This is a genomic window from Streptomyces sp. NPDC050732, from assembly GCF_040654255.1.
GTDB lineage: Bacteria > Actinomycetota > Actinomycetes > Streptomycetales > Streptomycetaceae > Streptomyces.
Genome location: NZ_JBFAHP010000001.1, coordinates 257,506 through 276,306 on the forward strand (window position 1 = coordinate 257,506; position 18,801 = coordinate 276,306).

Consider the following 18,801-nt stretch of genomic DNA (forward strand, 5'->3'; position numbering starts at 1 on the left):
GCCGGACGGGTGGGCAAACCGCCTGTAGGAGGCAGCAACCATTGCCATCCGGGCGACGCTCGTGCATGCTCCGGTGAACGCCGGGAGGCCCTGTGCAGGCCCGGCGCGGCCTCCGCGCGGGGCTCTTCGCAGGTCCCGGGCGGGCTTGGCCTGGCTCTGGGCAGGAGAGGAGTGTCGCCGTACCCTTGGGGGTATGGGGTTGGGAAGATGATTCCCGGACGACCTTCCAGGTCCTGATCTTCCGCACCACCAGAAAAAGCCGACCCTCCCACAGAGGACTCCTTCGCCGAGACACCGATGGCCGGTCACGAATTCTTCGAACATGCGGACCGCAAGCGGCAGGTCGCCGATCCGACAGCGACCCCCCGAGCGGCGGAAGAACCGCGTCATTCCTGCGATCCCGCCTTCAGGCACGGTGTCGTCGTCGGTTTCGACGGCTCGACCTCCAGTGAGCGGGCCCTCTCCTACGCGATCGGCATGGCGCACCGCTCCGGCTCCGGCCTGATCATCGTGCACGTCGCCAACCGGCTGCCCACCACGGTGTGGGCGGGCTGCGAGCCGCCGGTCTTCGTCGACGTGCCGGACCACCGCACCGAAGTGCTCGGCCTGGAGCTGGCCTGCGCGGACTATCTCGCCGAGGTGCCGTGGATCCTCGTCGAGCGCGGCGGCGACATCTGCCACGAGCTGGAGGAGGTCGGCCGCGAGTACAGCGCGGACGCGATCGTCGTCGGCTCCACGCACGGCATCGTCGGCCGCATCTTCGGCTCCGTCGCGGGACGGCTGGCCCGCCGCGCGCAGCGCCCTGTCGTCGTCATCCCGTAACGCCCGTCGGCTCCCGGCGAGTTGAGTCCGGCGCCGCTCAACTCCCTTGAGCGGGCGGTTTCGTGAGCAGATAAATCTACTCGCGCGTAGAGGTGGTTTGCGCCCTTGTGAAGGGTATTTAACGGTCGGCGGCGCGGGTCGGGGTAATGGGCGACCCCGGCCCTTGAGGAACGACCCCCTGTGTGCTGGTGGCACGCACAGGGGGTCGTTCATTTCACGGTTCCACGGGGGCCGTTCGGCTACTCCACGGTGACCGACTTGGCGAGGTTGCGCGGCTTGTCGATGTCCCGGCCGAGCGCAAGCGCCGTGTGGTAGGCGAGGAGCTGGAGCGGGATGCCCATCAGGATCGGGTCGAGCTCGTTCTCGTTCTTCGGGACGAGGATGGTCTGGTCGGCCTTCTCCTGCTCCTGGTGCGCGACCGCGAGGATCTTGCCGCTGCGGGCCTTGATCTCCTCCAGAGCGGCGCGGTTCTTCTCCAGGAGGTCGTCGTCCGGGACGATCGCGACCGTCGGCAGGGCCGGCTCGATGAGGGCGAGCGGGCCGTGCTTCAGCTCGGAGGCGGGGTAGGCCTCGGCGTGGATGTACGAGACCTCCTTGAGCTTGAGGGAGGCCTCACGGGCGACGGGGTAGCCGCGCACACGCCCGATAAAGAGCATCGAACGGGCGTCCGCGTAGCTCTTGGCGATCTTCTTGATCTCGTCCTCCTGCTTGAGGATCTCCGAGATCTGGCCGGGCAGCTTGCGCAGGCCCTCGATGATCCGCTTGCCGTCGGAGACGGACAGGTCGCGGATGCGGCCGAGGTGCAGGGCGAGCAGGCCGAAGGCCACGGTGGTGTTGGTGAAGCACTTGGTGGAGACGACGCAGACCTCCGGGCCCGCGTGGACGTACACGCCCGCGTCGGCCTCCCGGGCGATCGCCGAGCCGACGACGTTCACGACGCCGAGGACGCGGGCGCCCTTGCGCTTCAGCTCCTGCACGGCGGCGAGCACGTCGTACGTCTCGCCGGACTGGGAGACCGCGATGTAGAGGGTGTCGGGGTCCACGACCGGGTTGCGGTAGCGGAACTCGCTCGCGGGCTCGGCGTCGGCGGGGATGCGGGCCAGCTCCTCGATCATCTGGGCGCCGATCATGCCCGCGTGGTACGAGGTGCCGCAGCCGAGGATCTTGACGCGGCGCACCTTGCGGGCGTCGTGCGCGTCGAGGTTGAGGCCGCCGAGGTGCACGGTGGAGAAGCGGTCGTCGATGCGGCCGCGCAGGACGCGGTCGACCGCGTCGGGCTGCTCGAAGATCTCCTTGTGCATGTACGTGTCGTGGCCGCCCATGTCGTACGACTCGGCCTCCCACTCCACGGTGGTCGGCGAGGCCGTCGTGCGCGAGCCCTCGGTGGTGTAGGTGCGGTAGTCGTCGGCCTTGATGGTGGCCATCTCGCCGTCGTCGAGGGTGACGACCTGGCGGGTGTGCGAGACGAGCGCGGCGACGTCCGAGGCGACGAACATCTCCTTCTCGCCGATGCCGAGGACGACCGGGGAGCCGTTGCGGGCGACGACGATGCGGTCGTTGAAGTCGGCGTGCAGGACGGCGATGCCGTACGTGCCCTCGATGTGGCGCAGCGCCTCGCGGACCTTCTCCTCAAGGGTGTCGGCCTGGGAGCGGGCGACGAGGTGGGTGAGGACCTCGGTGTCCGTCTCGGAGAGGAACTCGACGCCGTCCGCGGTGAGCTTGGCGCGCAGCTCGGAGGCGTTGTCGATGATGCCGTTGTGGACGACGGCGACCTTCTCGTCCTGCGAGAGGTGCGGGTGGGCGTTCTCGTCGGAGGGAGCGCCGTGGGTGGCCCAGCGCGTGTGGGCGATGCCGGTCGTGCCCTTGAAGCGGGCGGGGACCCTGGCCTCCAGGTCACGGACGCGGCCCTTGGCCTTGACCGTCTTCAGGCCCGACGCCTTGGGGCCGGTGACGGCGATGCCCGCCGAGTCGTAGCCGCGGTACTCCAGGCGCTGCAGGCCTTCGAGGAGCAGCGGGGCGACGTCACGCTTGCCGATGTATCCGACGATTCCGCACATAGAGGGATTCCTAGCCGTAGACGATGCGGCGCAGCTGCCGGAGCGTGAGCTCGGGCGGTGCGACCGCGCGGTATGCGAGGTCCGCCGAGATCTGTTCGAAGATCGCCGCGTTCAGCAGGCCCTGACCCTGCAGCTCGCGGTGGCGGCGACGGACGAATTCTTCGGTCGTCTCGTCGAAGTAGGCGAGCACGTCCTGGATGACCCGCAGCGCTTCGCCCCGCTGGAGCGGGGTGCTGCGGGTGAGGTGGTCCACCAGGTCGTCGTGCATTCGTTGATCCTGGGGTATCGCATGCCCTTTCGCAAGAATCCTGCCCGGAATCGGGCAGGATCGTGTCGCAACGGGGCTCGCGCGGCATGAAATCGGAGGTCACATGCGGCGCAGGACCGCCTGCTTGGCCGTCGCGAACTCCTCGTCCGTGAGGATGCCGCCCTGGTGCAGCTCGCCCAGTTCGCGCAGGCGGCGCAGCAGCGTGTCGTGGTCGTCGGCCGGGGGCGGCGGGGTGAGGCCCTTGGTGGCGGCGGACGGCGCGTCCGCCGGGGCCGCGGGGGCCGAGGGGTGCGGGAGGCGGGCCTGGACCGCGGCGGCGACCAGGGCCATCAGCGGGTCCTTCTTGAAACCCCACAGCTCGACGGAGTTCGGGTCGTACTTCGGCGGGGCCTTGGTCGGCGCGTTCCGCACGGTGAACCGCAGGCAGCCGTTCTCCAGGCCGACCGCCGGCTGCCACTCCACCGCCGCGATGTCGACGAGCGCCAGCGACCGGGTGCCGGACGCCGACTTCGCCTCCTCCGTCTTCCAGTTCCACTCCAGGCGGACGCGCTCCCCGTCGAAGCTCGCCGTGCCGTCCCCCGCGGAGACGGACAGCGGCACGGAGGGTCCTGGCAGGAGATAGGCGTCGCAGGGCGTGGGCGGCACCTGTTCGATCAGATGCGCGTTGCGGACCTCGTCGACCAGGTACTCCGCGACCCCGTACCGGTCCGGCTCGACCGTCAGCTGATAGGGGTCGGAGGAGTCCGTCAGCTTCCCGCCCGTCGCCTGGAGCAGCGGGTCGGCGCCGTCCCGCAGCCGCAGCCGCAGCCGGCCCGACTTCTTGCCCTGCTCGAAGGCGATGCCCGCCAACGCCGCCAGGGGAACCGTCAGTTCGCCCAGCGTCGCGCGCAAGAGGGACACGCCCTTGTCGCGTCCCGGCACGAGGCGCAGCGTCTCCCCGTCGAAGGTCCAGGTTCCGTCGCGCTGGATGATTTCCGCCATGCGGGGATTCTCGCACCGACCTCTTGGACACCTGGTCTACACCCTTGACCCCTTATAGGGCCCGGGTTACCAATGGGGACCGTTCGATTGCGACGCACGGCCCGTCGAAGGGACCCGCTTGTGAGATCGCACAGCAGAACGACACGCGTTTTCGGCTCGCTGCTGCTCGTGGCGGCCGTCGGAATCTCCTCGTTCGCCGCCGCGCCCGCCGCGCCCGCCCCGGGCGAGGCAAGGGCCCCCGCCGTCACCCCACTCGGCAAGGTCGTGCCCGCGCCCCTGGCGGCCGAGGCCGGCGGCGCCGGGTACGAGATCACCGCCAAGACCCGGATCCGCGTCGGCAAGGGCAACCCCGAGGAGCGGCGCGTCGGCGAGTACCTCGCCAGGGTGCTGCGCCCCTCCACCGGCTACAAGCTGCCCGTCACCACCGGCGAGGGGCGTGACGGCATCCGGCTGCGCATCAGCGCCGAACCGGAGAACAAGGCCCTCGGCCACGAGGGATACCGCGTCATCTCCGCGCGCGGCTCCCTCACCATCACCTCCTGGACCGGCGCAGGCCTCTTCCACGGCGTCCAGACCGTCCGTCAGCAACTGCCCGCCGCCGTCGAGAAGAAGACGAAGCAGCCAGGGCCATGGCGTGTCGCGGGCGGCACCGTCAAGGACATGCCGCGCTACGGCTACCGCTCCACGATGCTCGACGTGTCCCGGCACTTCTTCACCGTCGACCAGGTCAAGCGCTACATCGACCAGGCCGCCCTCTACAAGATGAACAAGCTCCACCTGCACCTCAGCGACGACCAGGGCTGGCGCATCGCCATCGACTCCTGGCCGCGCCTCGCCACCTACGGCGGCTCCACGCAGGTCGGCGGCGGCAAGGGCGGCCACTACACGAAGGCGCAGTACAAGGAGATCGTCGACTACGCCGCCTCGCGGTACCTGGAGGTCGTCCCCGAGATAGACATGCCGGGACACACCAACGCCGCGCTCGCCTCGTACGCCGAACTGAACTGCGACGGCGTCGCCCCGCCGCTGTACACCGGCACCGCGGTCGGCTTCAGCTCGCTGTGCGTGAAGAAGGACGTGACGTACGACTTCGTGGACGACGTGATCCGCGAGCTCGCCGCGATGACGCCCGGTGAGTACCTCCACATCGGCGGCGACGAGGCCCACTCCACCAGCCACGAGGACTTCGTCGCGTTCATGGACAAGGTGCAGCCGGTGGTCGCCAAGTACGGCAAGAAGGTGATGGGCTGGCACCAGCTGGCCGGCGCGAGGCCCGCCGAGGGCGCCGTCGCGCAGTACTGGGGCTACGACAGGACCGGCGCCGCCGAGCGCGAGCAGGTCGTGAACGCCGCGAGGAACGGCACCAAGCTGGTCCTCTCGCCGGCCGACCGCTCCTACCTCGACCACAAGTACACGAAGGACACGCCGCTCGGCCTGTCCTGGGCGGGCTACGTCGAGGTGCGGCGCTCCTACGACTGGGACCCGGCCACGTACCTCCAGGGCGCGCCCGCGGACTCGGTCCTCGGGGTCGAGGCGCCGCTGTGGACGGAGACGCTGTCGACCTCCGCGCACCTCGACCACATGGCGTTCCCGCGGCTGCCGGGCATCGCCGAGCTCGGCTGGTCGCCCGCGGCCACGCACGACTGGGAGAAGTACAAGGTGCGGCTCGCCGCACAGGCCCCGCGCTGGGACGCGCTGGGCATCGGCTACTACAAGTCGCCGCAGGTGCCCTGGCCCGCCGAGTAGGCGGGGAACCGGGCATGTGCAGGAGCGGGGCTCCCGAGGACCGTCTCGGGAGCCCCGCTCGGTCAGGGGGCCGCCAGCGCCCGCAGGTCGTACCACTCCACGAGGAAGGACGGCACGCCCTCGCACAGGCCGAGGTAGGCCTCGCGGTGGCCGGAGGCCGCGATCGCCATGTAGGCGCGCTCGACGTCCGTCAGGGTGGCGTCCCGCATCCAGTGCTCCGCCCGGGGGTGTGTCACCCAGGCGTGCACCAGCTCGGAGTCGGTCAGGGGGTCGAGGGGCCGGAGCGTGCAGTCGGGGCGGACGCGGTCGATGCGGTCGGTGGGCAGGTGGAGGTCAGCAAGCGCGGGCAAGGCGCTCTCCCAGGTACCGCTCGGCGTGGTCGGCGATCAGGTCGAGGACGGCCGTGAGGTCCGCGGCGGTCGTCCCGGGGGCGAGGAGCGTGCACTTCAGGAACGGGCGGCCGCCCACCTCGACGCCCGCCACCTCGACGCCCGCCACCGCGGCGTCCCCGGAGGCGGACAGGGCCTTCCGCGCGTACAGGTTGGCGCGGTCGATCACGGAGGGGGCGCAGATCTCCGCGGGGAGGTGGCGGAAGACGAGCGTGGCCAGCTGCGGCTCGGCCACCACGTCGAAGCGCGGGTCGGCGACGAGCTGTTTCCAGCCATGCGTGGCGAGCGCGCAGGCCTCGTCGAAGAGGTCTCCCTCGCGCGCCAGGACAGCCGGCGAACTCTCCGGCCGGAAGAAGGACTTGTGCTGGTCCACGGTGACGGAGTCGGCGCGCTCGATGCCGTCGAGGAGATGCCGGTTCCTGCGCGAGGCGAGCAGCCCGCGGCCGTACGCGGCGTCCACGTGCAGCCAGGTGCCGTACTGCGCGCAGAGCGCGGCGATCTCGGGCAGCGGGTCGACGGAGCCGAAGTCGGCGGTGCCCGCGGTGGCGACGACCGCCATGGGGGAGAGGTCGTCGCGCGCGCAGCGCTCCAGTGCCCGGGCGAGGGCCACGGTCTGCATGCGCCCGCTCCGGTCGGTGCGGACCGCCACGACGGCTTCGTCGCCGAGGCCGAGCAGCCGGGCCGTCCGCCGTACGCCGGGGAGAGCGGCATCGGAGGTGAGGATCCGCAGGGCGGCCGGGTCCCGGTCCCCGGCCGCCTCGCGGGCGAGCTGCAGCGCCCGCAGGTCGCCGGGGCCGTTGAGCAGGTGGGAGCGCATGGACTGTCCTCCAGGGCCGGGAGTTGACTTAGGTAAGCCTAACCTAACTTCACCTCGCTTTGGGGTTCGGCCCAGAAAACGGAACCGCCCCCTCCATGAGTGGAGGGGGCGGCGCGGCAACGGCGGTGACTGCTGCGCGACTACTTCAGCTTCTTCGCCTTCTCGATCGCGTCGGCGAGGTCCTCCAGGATCGGCGCGCACTTGTCGTACGAGAAGATCGGCTCCGTCACGCGCGGGATGACCTGTCCGGCCTTGACCGCGGGCAGCTTCTTCCAGGTCGGCTTGGACTTGTCGAGGTCGGCCGGCTGGATCGCGGAGGTGCGGTTGTCCATCATGATGATGTCCGCGTCGTACTTGTCGACGTTCTCCCAGCTGAGGTTCTCGAACCAGCCGCCGGACTCCTTCTTGGCCTTCTCCGGCGGCTCGATGATGTTCACGCCGAGCGCCTTGAAGTACTCCAGGTCGACCGAGAGGTTCGTGCCCGAGACGTAGAACAGCTCCTGGCTCGCGGAGCCGACGAGGATCTTGATGTCCTTGTGCGCCTTGGCGACCTTGCGCAGCCGCTCGGAGGCGTCCTCGAAGCGCTTCTTCGCCTTGACGACCTTGTCGGACTTCACGTCCGCGCCCAGCGACTCGGCGAGTTCCAGGATGCGCTGCAGCGGGTGCGTCAACTGGCGGTCGTAGACGCTGATGCCGACGCTCGGGGCGAGCTTGAGGATCTTGTCCTTGCTCTCCTCGGGGACGTACCAGAGGGTGCCCTGGCCGTCGAACATCGTGGAGATCAGCACGTCGGGGGCGAGGCTCGCGTACTTCTCGATCTTGAACTGACCCCATTCGTTGCCGATGATCGTCAGCTTGCTGATGTCCATGTCGCCGGCCTGGACGTCGGGCTTGCCGTCCTTGGTCTCCGTCGGGCCGAAGACGCCCTTGACCTCGATGCCGTAGTCGTAGAGGGCCGCGGCGACACCCGTGAACGCCACGATGTTCTTCGGCGTCGCGTCCTTCTTCGCCGTCTTGCCGCGGTCGTCCTTGAAGCTCCACGGGCCGGACTTGCCCGCGCCGCCCCCGGTCGCGCCGGACGCGTCCTTTTTGTCGCTGCCGCAGGCCGCCAGGACGGCGGTGAGGCCGAGGGCGCCGCCGGCGGCGAGGATGCCGCGGCGGGAAGGCTGGGGGAGGCGGGCCTGGGGCATGGGGGTCTCTGCTTTCGTGACGTACGGCGGCGGGGCCGCTGGCCGGAAGTAGAGCTTAGGTTAACCTAAGCTAACTCCGGCCCAAGCGGCCCCTCACGTCTCCGTATGCCGGAGTCGCCTCAGCTCGCGAAACCCAGCTCCCTGGCGATCAGCATGCGCTGCACCTCGCTCGTGCCCTCGCCGATCTCCAGGATCTTCGAGTCCCGCCACATGCGGGCGACCGGGTACTCGTTCATGAAGCCGTACCCGCCGTGGATCTGGGTGGCCTCGCGGGCGTTGTCCACGGCGACCGTCGAGGAGTAGAGCTTGGCGATGGCCGCCTGCTTCTTGAAGGGCTCGCCCGCGACCAGCCGGGATGCCGCGTCGTACCAGCCGACGCGGGCCATGTGCGCCCGCGTCTCCATGTCGGCGATCTTGAACTGGATGGCCTGGTTCGCGCCGATCGGCCTGCCGAAGGCGTGCCGCTCCTTGGCGTACTTCACGGACTCGTCGACGCAGCCCTGCGCGAGCCCGGTGGCGAGCGCGGAGATCGCGATCCGGCCCTCGTCGAGGATGCGCAGGAACTGGGCGTACCCCCGGCCCTCCTCGCCAAGGAGGTTCGCGGCGGGCACGCGGACGTCGGTGAAGGAGAGCTCGCGGGTGTCCGAGGCGTTCCACCCCACCTTCGAGTAGGGCGCGGCCACCGTGAAGCCGGGCGTCCCGGACGGCACGATGATCGAGGAGATCAGCGGGCGCCCGTCGTCCTTGCGGCCGGTGACGGCGGTGACGGTGACCAGACCCGTGATGTCCGTGCCGGAGTTGGTGATGAAGCACTTGGAGCCGTTGATCACCCAGTCGTCGCCGTCGCGTACCGCCGTCGTGCGCGTGCCGCCCGCGTCCGAGCCGCCGTCCGGCTCGGTCAGGCCGAACGCGCCGAGCATCTCGCCCGCGCACAGCCGCGGCAGCCACTCGCGCTTCTGCTCCTCCGTGCCGAAGAGGTGCAGCGGCATCGCGCCGAGCGAGACGCCGGCCTCCAGGGTGATCGCCACGGAGGAGTCGACGCGGGCGAGTTCTTCGAGGGCGATGCCCAGCGCGAAGTAGTCACCGCCCATCCCGCCGTACTCCTCGGGGAAGGGCAGGCCGAACAGGCCCATGCGGCCCATCTCGCGGACGATCTCGTACGGGAATTTGTGGCGCTCGTAGAAGTCGCCGATCTTGGGGGCGACGACGTCGTGCGCGAACGCCTCTACCGTGCGGCGCAGTTCCTCGTGCTCGGGGCTCAGACGGTGGTCCATCGTTCTTCACTGCTCCTGGTGGGAGGCGGTCGCGGTCTGCTCGTCGTGGGAGCGTGCCGTGAGGGCGCGGACGGTGCGGGACGGGCTGGGTCGGCCCAGCTGGTCGGCCATCCAGGCGCTGGTGGCGCTGAGACGGACGAGGTCGACCCCGGTGTCGATGCCGAGGCCGTGCAGCATCCACACGAGGTCTTCGGTGGCGAGGTTTCCGGTGGCGCTCTTCGCGTACGGACAGCCGCCGAGGCCGCCCGCCGAGGCGTCCACCGTCGTCACGCCGTGCTGCAGGGCGGCGAGGGTGTTGGTGAGCGCCTGGCCGTACGTGTCGTGGAAGTGGACGCCGATGCGGTCGGTCGGCACCTGGACCGCGTTGAGCGCGGCGAGCATCGCGGAGACGTGGCCCGGCGTGGCCACGCCGATGGTGTCGCCGAGGCTCAGCTCGTCGCAGCCCATGTCGAGCAGGGCGCGGGCGACACGGACGACCTTGGAGATGGGCACGGCGCCCTCCCAGGGGTCGCCGAAGCACATCGACAGATAACCGCGGACGTGCACGCCCTGCTCACGCGCGCGGGCGACCACCGGGGCGAACATCGCGAGGGCCTCGTCCACCGTGCGGTTGAGGTTGGCCCGGGAGAACGACTCGGTGGCGCTGGCGAAGACCCCGACGCGGTGCGCGCCGAGCGCGAGGGCGCGGTCCAGGCCCCGCTCGTTCGGCACGAGGACCGGCAGGTGGACGCCCTGGAGGTCGCCGAGGAGCGGGAACAGTTGCTCGGCGTCGGCCAGTCGGGGCACCCACTTGGGGTGCACGAAGCTGGTCGCCTCGACGGTCGTCAGGCCCGCGTCGGCGAGGCGGTGGATGAACTCCGCCTTGATCTCCGTGGGGAGGGCCGTCTTCTCGTTCTGCAGGCCGTCGCGGGCGCCGACCTCGTGGATGCGGACGTGGGAGGGCAGACCGCGGGTCGGGACGACCATGGGGAGCGGCGCGTCGCCCAGCTCCAGTGCGGCGGGCTCGCAGGTCGGGTCGGTGCTGGTCATTCCTGCTCCTCCTCAGGGGTGACGACGGCGAGGACTTGGTCCATGGCGACGGTCGTGCCCGGGGTGACGTCCAGCTCGGTGACGGTGCCGGCGTGCGGGGCGGAGATGACGTGCTCCATCTTCATGGCCTCGACCACCAGCAGGCTCTGGCCGGCGTCCACCCGGTCGCCGGGGGAGACCTTCACGACGGTGACGGTGCCGGGCATGGGGGCGGTGAGGGCGTCCGCCCCGGCGTGCGCGGCGCCGGTGAGGGAGGCCGCGACGGGGTCGTGGTCCTGGATGTGCCAGGCGTCGCCGTCGCGGCCGAGCCAGTCGGCGGCGCGGTGGAAGGTGTGCCGGGTGCCGTCGACGGTGACGTGCACGCGGTCGGGGGTGACCGTGCGGTCGGTGCCCCGCAGGCGGTGAGTGACGGGGTCGAGTCCCGCCGCCTTGAGCCAGTGCGTCACGGGTGTCGGGGTGCCGCCGAGCCGCCAGCCGCTCGGCACGGAGAAGGGGTCGGTCCAGCCGTCGGCCACGGGAGGCCGGAGCGCAGCCTCGCGCACCGCGGCCGCCGCCTCGTACACCTCGTCGGGCACGCCGTCCGGGACGAGTCCTTCCGCCTCGCGCTCCACGAGGCCGGTGTCCAGCTCGCCCGCGACCACGGACGGGTGGGCGAGGAGCCTGCGCAGGAAGCCCGCGTTCGTCGGGACGCCCAGGGTGACCGTGTCCGCGAGGGCCGCGCGCAGCTTGCGGAGCGCCGTCGCGCGGTCGGGGCCGTACGCGATGACCTTCGACAGCATCGGGTCGTAGAGGCTGCCGACCTCGGTGCCCTCGCTGAGGCCGGAGTCCGTGCGCACGCCGTCGCCCTGCGGCTCGTGCAGCGCGAGGACCGTGCCGCCGGAGGGCAGGAAGCCGCGCGAGCCCGCTTTGACAGACACGGTCTCGGCGCAGACGCGGGCCTCCACCGCGTGCCCGGTGAGGGCGATGTCGTCCTGCGTGAACGGCAGTTCCTCGCCCGCGGCCACCCGCAGCTGCCACTCCACCAGGTCGAGCCCGGTGACGAGCTCCGTGACCGGGTGCTCCACCTGGAGGCGGGTGTTCATCTCCATGAAGTAGTACGAGGAGGGGTCCTTGCCCGGCACGATGAACTCCACCGTGCCCGCGCCGGAGTACCCGCACGAGCGGGCCGCCTGGACCGCGGCCTCGCCCATCGCCGCGCGCGTGGCCTCGTCCAGGAGGACGCTGGGCGCCTCCTCGATGATCTTCTGGTGGCGGCGCTGGAGGGAGCACTCGCGCTCGCCGAGGTGCACCACGTGCCCGTGGCCGTCGGCGAGGACCTGGATCTCGATGTGCCGGGGGCGGTCGACCCAGCGCTCCACGAGCAGGGTGTCGTCTCCGAAGGAGGCGCGGGCCTCGCGGCGCGCCGCCGCGATCTCGTCGGCGAGGAGCGTCTCGTCGCGGACCAGGCGCATGCCCTTGCCGCCGCCGCCCGCGCTCGGCTTGAGCAGCACCGGGGTGCCGATCTCGCGTGCCGCGTCGACCAGTTGGGCGTCGGTCAGGCCGCTGCCGGAGGAGCCGGGGACGACCGGCACGCCGGCGGCCTGGACCGTCTCCTTGGCGCGGATCTTGTCGCCCATGAGGGAGATGGCGGCGGCGGGCGGGCCGATGAAGGTGAGCCCGGCGTCCGCGCAGGCCTGCGCGAACTCCGCGTTCTCCGCGAGGAAGCCGTAGCCCGGGTGGACCGCCTGGGCGCCGGACTTCGCGGCCGCCTCCAGGATGCGGTCCACGCGCAGATAGCTCTCGGTGGCGGGCGCCGGGCCGATCCGCACCGCCGTGTCGGCCTCGCGCACGTGCCGGGCGTCCGCGTCCGCGTCGCTGAAGACGGCGACCGAGCGGACGCCCATCTCCCGCAGCGTGCGGATGACGCGGACCGCGATCTCGCCCCGGTTGGCGACCAGGACCGTGTCGAACATCGTCATTCGTTCCTCACATCCGGAAGACGCCGAAGGCGGGCGCCGCGGGGTCCTTTTGGGGCAGCGGGGCGTTCGCGCACGCCGTCAGGGCCAGCCCGAGCACCTGCCGGGTGTCCAGGGGGTCGATCACGCCGTCGTCCCAGAGGCGGGCCGTGGCGTAGTACGCGTTCCCCTGTTCCTCGTACTGGGCGCGGATCGGGTCCTTGAAGGCTTCCTCGTCCTCGGCGGTCCACTGCTCGCCGCGCGCCTCAAGCTGGTCGCGCTTGACCGTGGCGAGGACGGACGCGGCCTGCTCGCCGCCCATCACGGAGATCTTGGCGTTCGGCCACATCCACAGGAAGCGGGGGCTGTAGGCCCGGCCGCACATGGAGTAGTTGCCCGCGCCGTACGAACCGCCGACCACGACGGTCAGCTTCGGCACGCGGGTGCAGGCCACGGCCGTCACCATCTTGGCGCCGTGCTTGGCGATGCCGCCCGCCTCGTAGTCCCTGCCGACCATGAAGCCGGAGATGTTCTGCAGGAAGACCAGCGGGATGCCGCGCTGGTCGCAGAGCTCGATGAAGTGGGCGCCCTTCTGGGCGGACTCGGAGAACAGGATGCCGTTGTTCGCGACGATGCCGACCGGGTGGCCGTGGATGTGGGCGAAGCCGGTGATCAGCGTCGTGCCGTACTCCGCCTTGAACTCGGCGAAGCGGGAGCCGTCGACCACGCGCGCGATGACCTCGCGGACGTCGTACGGAGTGCGGGAGTCCGTCGGCACCGCGCCGTACAGCCCCTGGGGGTCGACCTTCGGCTCCTCCACCGGCCGCACGGTCCACGGGAGCGGGCCGCGCTCGGGGAGCGTGGAGACGATGGTGCGCACGATGCGCAGGGCGTGGGCGTCGTCCTCGGCGAGGTGGTCGGTGACTCCGGAGGTCCGCGAGTGGACCTCGCCGCCGCCGAGCTCCTCGGCGGTGACGACCTCGCCGGTGGCGGCCTTCACCAGGGGCGGGCCGCCGAGGAAGATCGTGCCCTGATTGCGGACGATCACCGCCTCGTCGCTCATCGCCGGGACATACGCCCCGCCGGCCGTGCAGGAGCCGAGGACGGCCGCGATCTGGGGGATGCCGGCGCCCGACATCCGGGCCTGGTTGTAGAAGATCCGCCCGAAGTGCTCGCGGTCGGGGAAGACGTCGTCCTGCATCGGCAGGAAGGCGCCGCCCGAGTCGACCAGGTACAGGCACGGGAGGCGGTTCTCCAGGGCCACCTCCTGGGCGCGCAGGTGCTTCTTCACCGTCATGGGGTAGTACGTGCCGCCCTTGACGGTGGCGTCATTGGCGACGATCACGCACTCGCGGCCCGAGACGCGGCCGATGCCGGCGATGACACCGGCGGCCGGAGCGCCTCCCCCGTACAGCCCGTCGGCCGCGAGGGGGGCCAGTTCCAGGAAGGGTGAGCCGGGGTCGAGGAGCGTGTCCACCCGGTCGCGGGGCAGCAGCTTGCCGCGCGCCACATGGCGGTCGCGCGCCCGCTCGCCGCCGCCGAGCGCGGCCGCCGCGAGCTTGGCCCGCAGCTCGTCGACGAGGGCGGTGTGCGCCGTCTCGTTCGCCCGCCATGCCTCGGACGCGGGGTCAGCCGCGCTCGTCAGCACTGGTGCCTGCCGCATCAGTCGAGCCCCCTTGCTCGGTCCACTCGGTTCACCCGGTCGACCTCTGATCGGTTAATGAGCGTTAACGCGTTTCGTCCAGGTTAACGAGCGCTAACCGGCCTGTCTAGAATCAATTCCATGGCCACCAGAACCGACGCCCCCACCCGTCGCGAGCAGATCCTCAAGGAGGCCGCCCGGCTCTTCGCCGAGCGGGGCTTCCACGGGGTCGGCGTGGATGAGATAGGAGCCGCCGTCGGCATCAGCGGGCCCGGTCTCTACCGGCACTTCGCGGGCAAGGACGCGATGCTCGCCGAGCTGCTCGTGGGCATCAGCGGACAGCTCCTGACGGGCGGCAGGCACTGCGTGGCCGACGTGGACGGGTCGCCCGAGCGGGTCCTCGACGCGCTGATCCAGGGGCACATCGACTTCGCGCTCGACGACCGCTCCCTGATCACCCTGCACGACCGCGAGCTGGACCGCCTGCGGGACAGCGACCGCAAGCTGGTCCGCCAGCTCCAGCGGCAGTACGTGGAGATCTGGGTCGACGTCGTCCGCAAGGTCTACCCGGACCTCGCGGAGAACGCGGCGCGCGTGAGCGTGCACGCCGTCTTCGGCCTGCTGAACTCCACGCCGCACCTGAGCCGCCGCGACGCACTGCCCAGCAGGGGCGCCATGGCGGAACTCCTGCACCGGCTGGCCCGGGGGGCGTTCGCGGCCGCCGCGGAGTGACACGCGTCTCTGGACGCTCTGGTGACCGCCGGGTAACCTGCCTCTGAGCAAGCGCTTAGTCGATGCAGGCAGTCGTTGGCAGAGGGAGTTCTCCGTGCGCCGTACCGTTTTCAATGAGGACCACGAGGCGTTCCGGGAGACCCTGCGCGCCTTCATCGAGGCCGAGGTCGTCCCGGTCCACGACGAGTGGTTCGCCGCGGGCCAGGTGCCGCGCGAGTTCTACTACAAGCTCGCCGAGCTCGGCCTCTTCGGCATCAACGTCCCCGAGGAGTTCGGCGGCGCCGGCCTGGACACGCACAAGTTCGAGGCCATCCAGTACGAGGAGACCGCCCGCGCGGGCGTCTCCTTCGGCGGCTCCGGCGTCCACGTGCTGCTCGCCCTGCCGTACATCAAGATGCTCGCCACCGACGAGCAGAAGAAGCGCTACCTGGAGAAGTTCGTCTCCGCCGAGGAGATGTGGGCCCTCGCGATGACCGAGCCGGGCACCGGCTCCGACCTCGCGGGCATGAAGACCACCGCCAAGCTCTCCGAGGACGGCACCCACTACGTCCTCAACGGCTCCAAGACCTTCATCACCGGCGGCGTCCACGCCGACCGCGTGATCGTCTGCGCCCGCACCGCCGCGCCCACCGCCGAGGACCGCCGCTTCGGCATCTCCCTCTTCGCCGTCGACACCAAGTCCGAGGGCTACTCCATCGGCCGCAAGCTCGACAAGCTGGGCCTGCGCACCTCCGACACCGCCGAGCTGGCGTTCGTCGACGTCAAGGTCCCCGTCGAGGACCTCCTCGGCGAGGAGAACAAGGGCTTCTACTACCTCGGCAGCAACCTCCCCTCCGAGCGCTGGGGCATCGCCTACGGAGCGTACGCACAGGCCAAGGCCGCCGTCCGGTTCGCCAAGGAGTACGTCCAGGACCGCACGGTCTTCGGCAAGCCGGTCGCCTCGTTCCAGAACACCAAGTTCGAACTGGCCGCCTGCCAGGCCGAGGTGGACGCCGCGGAGGCCGTCGCCGACCGCGCCCTGGAGGCCCTGGACGCCGGTGAGCTGACCGCCGCCGAGGCCGCGTCCGCGAAGCTCTTCACCACCGAGGTCGCGCACCGCGTCATCGACAAGTGCCTCCAGCTGCACGGCGGCTACGGCTTCATGAACGAGTACCCCATCGCCCGCCTGTACGCGGACAACCGCGTCAACCGCATCTACGGCGGCACCAGCGAGGTCATGAAGATGATCATCGCGAAGAACATGGGCCTGTAGAACGCCTGTAGAACCACCTTCATGAACCAGGCACTTGAGGACCTCCTCGTTCTGCTCGACCTGGAGCAGATCGAGGAGGACATCTTCCGGGGCGTGAGCCGCTCGGCGCTCGTGCCCCGCGTCTTCGGCGGCCAGGTCGCCGCACAGGCCCTCGTCGCCGCCGGACGCACCGTCCCGGACGACCGCCCCGCCCACTCCCTGCACGCGTACTTCCTGCGCCCGGGCGACCCCGGCGCGCCCATCGTGTACTCCGTGGACCGGATCCGCGACGGCCGCTCCTTCACCACGCGCCGCGTCGTCGCCGTCCAGCACGGGCAGCCGATCTTCCACCTCTCCGCGTCCTTCCAGACGTACGAGGAGGGCCTGGAGCACCAGGCGGGGATGCCGCCCGCGGCCGACCCGGAGACGCTGCCCACCGCCGCCGAGACACTCCCGCGCCACCTGCCGCCCGAGGTCGCAGAGCGGCTCCTTGAGACCCGCGCCGCCGTCGACCTGCGCTACGTCGACGACCCGCCCTGGGCCACCGTCGGACAGCCGCGCGAACCGCGCTCCCAGGTGTGGTTCCGCACCGCCGGCAAGCTGGCGGACGACTCCCTGCTGCACGTCTGCCTCGCCACGTACGTCTCCGACATGACGCTGCTCGACTCCGTGCTGCTCGCGCACGGCCGCGGCGGCTGGGCCGTCGGCGACGTCGTCGGCGCCTCGCTCGACCACGCCATGTGGTTCCACCGGCCCTTCCGCGCCGACGAATGGCTGCTGTACGACCAGGAGTCGCCGTCGTCCTCCGGCGGGCGCGGGCTCGGCCAGGCGCGGATCTGGACGCAGGACGGCCGGCTCGCGGTGACGGTCATCCAGGAAGGCGTCGTTCGCGTTCCCCGCTGATCGGACATACCGTCCGATACATGTCGGAGCAAGTGGAACAGAAGGACAACGCCGAGAGCGGCGAGAGCGGGGAGAGCACCTTCACCGTCATCGTCGCCGCCGTCGCCAACCTCGGGATCGCGCTGGCCAAGGCCGTCGCGGGCGTCATCAGCGGCTCCAGCGCCATGCTCTCCGAAGCGGCGCACTCCGTGGCCGACACCGTCACCGAGCTGATGCTGCTCGTCTCCCTGAAGGCCAGTGACAGACCCGCCGACGAGGAGCACCCGCTCGGCTACGGAGGCGCCCGCTACATCTGGGCGCTGCTCGCCTCCGTCGCCACCTTCGTCGGCGGTGGCGTCTTCGCCGTCTACGACGGCATCCACACCCTCACCCACGGGGAGGACCCCGGCGACCCGCTCATCTCGTACATCGTGCTCGCCATCGCCTTCCTCCTTGAGGGTTACTCGCTGCGCACCGGACTCAAGCAGGCGCGCGGCGAGGCCGACCGCTTCGGAGTGCACCTCAAGCGCTATCTGCGCCACACCCCCGACACCGCGGTCAAGGCCGTCGTGATGGAGGACTCGGCGGCGCTCGCGGGCCTCGTGCTCGCCGCGGCCGGACTGCTCGGCGGACAGCTCACCGGGTCCGGCGTGTGGGACGGCGTCGCCTCGCTCTGCATCGGCGTGCTGCTCGTGTACGTCGCCTGGGTCCTCGGGCACGCCAACTCCGAGCTGCTCATCGGGCGTCCGCTGCCGCCCGGGATGCGGGCCGCGGTCCGCGCCGAACTGCTCGCCGATCCGCACGTCGTGGACGTACTGGAACTGACCACGCTCCTCCAGGGACCCAAGGAGGCCCTGGTCGCCGCGAAGGTCGACTTCCGGGACGTGTCGACGGCCGGGGACATCGAGCGCGCCTGCGACCGGATGGCGCAACGCCTCCAGGAGCGCTTCCCCGCCGTCCGGCGGGTCTACCTGGACCCGACGCCCGGTCCGGCTCAGGACGTGGGCGTCAGCCCCGCCGCGCCGAGCAGGTAGGCCGTCAGCGGGTCGTAGTGGCGGGGGCTCGTGACGTGGTCGTCGAGCGGCACCGTCACCTGCACGGTGCCCTCGGCCTCGCCGATGAACAGCGCCGGGTCGTTGCAGTCCGCGTACCCCATGGAGTCCAGGCCGCGCTGGCCCGCGCGCCCCGCCCAGCCGTGGTCGGCGACGACGAGGTCGGGCTGCGGGCGGCCCTCGCGCTCCAGGCCGTCCAGGACGGCGTTCATCGGCTCGGGGGAATGCGTGTGCCACAGCGTCGCGCCGCGCTCCAGGACCGCCACGTCCGCGAACTGGAAGACCATGCCCTCGTCGGCCATCAGCCCCTCGGGGATCACCACGATCTCGCAGCCCGCCGCGCGCAGGGCCGCGGCCGTCGCCCGGTGCACGTCGAGCAGCCCTCCGGGGTGGCCGGTCGCGAAGAGCACGCTCTCCTTGCCGGCGGCGGCCTTGCGCAGGCGGGCCGCCATCCGCTCCAGGGCGTCGACCGTCAGCTCCGGGTCGATGGTGTCCTGGCCGTGCCGGTGCTGCGGGTCGTCGATGACGCCGCAGCGCTCCGCCATCACCGCGAGGACGTCCTGCTCGTCGGTCCACCGGTCGCCGAGCTCCAGGCCGAGCCAGTAGTGGCGGTCGCCGTTCGCGAGCTTCCTGTAGTGGCTGAGGTTGTTGTCGCGGGGCGTGGCGACGTCACCCGCGATGCGGGTGCGGACGAGATGGTCGACGAGCGCGGCACGGCTGGGTATCGGCATGCGTCCCATTCTGCCGTCGGTGCC

General features: G+C 70.9%; 15 protein-coding genes and 2 pseudogenes. 6 read left to right on the forward strand and 11 right to left on the reverse strand.

The features are described from left to right. Positions 1 to 297 precede the first annotated feature (297 nt). Positions 298 to 822 carry a universal stress protein gene (locus AB0H82_RS01175; protein ID WP_362987428.1) on the forward strand — a complete coding sequence of 175 codons (525 nt, stop codon included), beginning with the start codon at positions 298 to 300 and terminating at the stop codon, positions 820 to 822. A gap of 239 nt (positions 823 to 1,061) precedes the next feature. Here the strand turns inward: AB0H82_RS01175 and glmS are convergent, their stop codons facing one another. The 3 genes from glmS to AB0H82_RS01190 all read right to left on the reverse strand — a co-directional run bounded on the left by glmS (position 1,062) and on the right by AB0H82_RS01190 (position 4,128). Beyond that, positions 1,062 to 2,879, reverse strand: a complete 1,818-nt coding sequence (glmS, locus tag AB0H82_RS01180; RefSeq protein ID WP_362987430.1) for a glutamine--fructose-6-phosphate transaminase (isomerizing) — start codon at positions 2,877 to 2,879, stop codon at positions 1,062 to 1,064. Positions 2,880 to 2,889: 10 nt separating this feature from the next. Then, positions 2,890 to 3,147: a hypothetical protein gene (locus AB0H82_RS01185; RefSeq protein WP_362987432.1), complete on the reverse strand. Its 258-nt coding sequence runs from the start codon at positions 3,145 to 3,147 to the stop codon at positions 2,890 to 2,892. A gap of 99 nt (positions 3,148 to 3,246) precedes the next feature. Next, complete coding sequence (locus tag AB0H82_RS01190; protein ID WP_362987434.1) at positions 3,247 to 4,128, reverse strand: DUF4429 domain-containing protein; 882 nt, start codon at positions 4,126 to 4,128, stop codon at positions 3,247 to 3,249. Between the two features lie 120 nt (positions 4,129 to 4,248). Between AB0H82_RS01190 and AB0H82_RS01195 the strand changes: the two genes are divergently transcribed. Further along, positions 4,249 to 5,874: a beta-N-acetylhexosaminidase gene (locus AB0H82_RS01195; protein ID WP_362987436.1), complete on the forward strand. Its 1,626-nt coding sequence runs from the start codon at positions 4,249 to 4,251 to the stop codon at positions 5,872 to 5,874. Positions 5,875 to 5,960: 86 nt separating this feature from the next. Here AB0H82_RS01195 and AB0H82_RS01200 read toward each other — a convergent pair. From AB0H82_RS01200 to AB0H82_RS01230, 7 genes and pseudogenes are all read right to left on the reverse strand, one after another. Next, positions 5,961 to 6,185 (reverse strand): annotated as a pseudogene (locus AB0H82_RS01200) (GNAT family N-acetyltransferase); the annotation flags it as partial. 22 nt (positions 6,186 to 6,207) lie between these two features. After that, a pseudogene (locus AB0H82_RS01205) lies at positions 6,208 to 7,050 on the reverse strand (pyridoxal-dependent decarboxylase); the annotation flags it as partial. 170 nt (positions 7,051 to 7,220) lie between these two features. After that, positions 7,221 to 8,270 carry an ABC transporter substrate-binding protein gene (locus AB0H82_RS01210; protein ID WP_362987438.1) on the reverse strand — a complete coding sequence of 350 codons (1,050 nt, stop codon included), beginning with the start codon at positions 8,268 to 8,270 and terminating at the stop codon, positions 7,221 to 7,223. 119 nt (positions 8,271 to 8,389) lie between these two features. Further along, the gene (locus tag AB0H82_RS01215; RefSeq protein WP_362987440.1) at positions 8,390 to 9,544 is read right to left on the reverse strand and encodes an acyl-CoA dehydrogenase family protein; all 1,155 of its coding nucleotides are present in this window, start codon (positions 9,542 to 9,544) and stop codon (positions 8,390 to 8,392) included. 6 nt (positions 9,545 to 9,550) lie between these two features. Then, the gene (locus AB0H82_RS01220) at positions 9,551 to 10,510 is read right to left on the reverse strand and encodes a hydroxymethylglutaryl-CoA lyase (protein WP_362987723.1); all 960 of its coding nucleotides are present in this window, start codon (positions 10,508 to 10,510) and stop codon (positions 9,551 to 9,553) included. Positions 10,511 to 10,569: 59 nt separating this feature from the next. After that, positions 10,570 to 12,525: an acetyl/propionyl/methylcrotonyl-CoA carboxylase subunit alpha gene (locus AB0H82_RS01225; RefSeq protein ID WP_362987725.1), complete on the reverse strand. Its 1,956-nt coding sequence runs from the start codon at positions 12,523 to 12,525 to the stop codon at positions 10,570 to 10,572. Positions 12,526 to 12,538: 13 nt separating this feature from the next. Continuing rightward, positions 12,539 to 14,170, reverse strand: a complete 1,632-nt coding sequence (locus AB0H82_RS01230; protein WP_362987442.1) for a carboxyl transferase domain-containing protein — start codon at positions 14,168 to 14,170, stop codon at positions 12,539 to 12,541. A gap of 120 nt (positions 14,171 to 14,290) precedes the next feature. Between AB0H82_RS01230 and AB0H82_RS01235 the strand changes: the two genes are divergently transcribed. The 4 genes from AB0H82_RS01235 to AB0H82_RS01250 all read left to right on the forward strand — a co-directional run bounded on the left by AB0H82_RS01235 (position 14,291) and on the right by AB0H82_RS01250 (position 18,028). After that, positions 14,291 to 14,881, forward strand: coding sequence for a TetR/AcrR family transcriptional regulator (locus AB0H82_RS01235; RefSeq protein WP_362987443.1), 591 nt, complete (start codon positions 14,291 to 14,293; stop codon positions 14,879 to 14,881). A 94-nt stretch (positions 14,882 to 14,975) separates the two neighbouring features. Next, on the forward strand, positions 14,976 to 16,133 hold the full coding sequence (locus tag AB0H82_RS01240) for an acyl-CoA dehydrogenase family protein (RefSeq protein WP_362987445.1): 1,158 nt from the start codon (positions 14,976 to 14,978) through the stop codon (positions 16,131 to 16,133). Positions 16,134 to 16,154: 21 nt separating this feature from the next. Next, positions 16,155 to 17,015: an acyl-CoA thioesterase II gene (locus AB0H82_RS01245; RefSeq protein WP_362987446.1), complete on the forward strand. Its 861-nt coding sequence runs from the start codon at positions 16,155 to 16,157 to the stop codon at positions 17,013 to 17,015. Between the two features lie 20 nt (positions 17,016 to 17,035). Then, the gene (locus AB0H82_RS01250; RefSeq protein WP_362987448.1) at positions 17,036 to 18,028 is read left to right on the forward strand and encodes a cation diffusion facilitator family transporter; all 993 of its coding nucleotides are present in this window, start codon (positions 17,036 to 17,038) and stop codon (positions 18,026 to 18,028) included. Here the strand turns inward: AB0H82_RS01250 and AB0H82_RS01255 are convergent. Further along, positions 17,989 to 18,777, reverse strand: coding sequence for a phosphatase (locus AB0H82_RS01255; RefSeq protein ID WP_362987450.1), 789 nt, complete (start codon positions 18,775 to 18,777; stop codon positions 17,989 to 17,991). The genes AB0H82_RS01250 and AB0H82_RS01255 overlap by 40 nt on opposite strands. Positions 18,778 to 18,801 lie beyond the last annotated feature (24 nt).

Excerpts from the sequence above, each read along its gene's own strand:
- AB0H82_RS01175 (WP_362987428.1), top strand. The coding sequence starts at position 298 with ATGGCCGGTCACGAATTCTTCGAACATGCGGACCGCAAGCGGCAGGTC.
- glmS (WP_362987430.1), bottom strand. The coding sequence starts at position 2,879 with ATGTGCGGAATCGTCGGATACATCGGCAAGCGTGACGTCGCCCCGCTG.
- AB0H82_RS01185 (WP_362987432.1), bottom strand. The coding sequence starts at position 3,147 with ATGCACGACGACCTGGTGGACCACCTCACCCGCAGCACCCCGCTCCAG.
- AB0H82_RS01190 (WP_362987434.1), bottom strand. The coding sequence starts at position 4,128 with ATGGCGGAAATCATCCAGCGCGACGGAACCTGGACCTTCGACGGGGAG.
- AB0H82_RS01210 (WP_362987438.1), bottom strand. The coding sequence starts at position 8,270 with ATGCCCCAGGCCCGCCTCCCCCAGCCTTCCCGCCGCGGCATCCTCGCC.
- AB0H82_RS01215 (WP_362987440.1), bottom strand. The coding sequence starts at position 9,544 with ATGGACCACCGTCTGAGCCCCGAGCACGAGGAACTGCGCCGCACGGTA.
- AB0H82_RS01220 (WP_362987723.1), bottom strand. The coding sequence starts at position 10,510 with ATGGTCGTCCCGACCCGCGGTCTGCCCTCCCACGTCCGCATCCACGAG.
- AB0H82_RS01225 (WP_362987725.1), bottom strand. The coding sequence starts at position 12,525 with ATGTTCGACACGGTCCTGGTCGCCAACCGGGGCGAGATCGCGGTCCGC.
- AB0H82_RS01230 (WP_362987442.1), bottom strand. The coding sequence starts at position 14,170 with ATGCGGCAGGCACCAGTGCTGACGAGCGCGGCTGACCCCGCGTCCGAG.
- AB0H82_RS01235 (WP_362987443.1), top strand. The coding sequence starts at position 14,291 with ATGGCCACCAGAACCGACGCCCCCACCCGTCGCGAGCAGATCCTCAAG.
- AB0H82_RS01245 (WP_362987446.1), top strand. The coding sequence starts at position 16,155 with ATGAACCAGGCACTTGAGGACCTCCTCGTTCTGCTCGACCTGGAGCAG.
- AB0H82_RS01250 (WP_362987448.1), top strand. The coding sequence starts at position 17,036 with ATGTCGGAGCAAGTGGAACAGAAGGACAACGCCGAGAGCGGCGAGAGC.
- AB0H82_RS01255 (WP_362987450.1), bottom strand. The coding sequence starts at position 18,777 with ATGCCGATACCCAGCCGTGCCGCGCTCGTCGACCATCTCGTCCGCACC.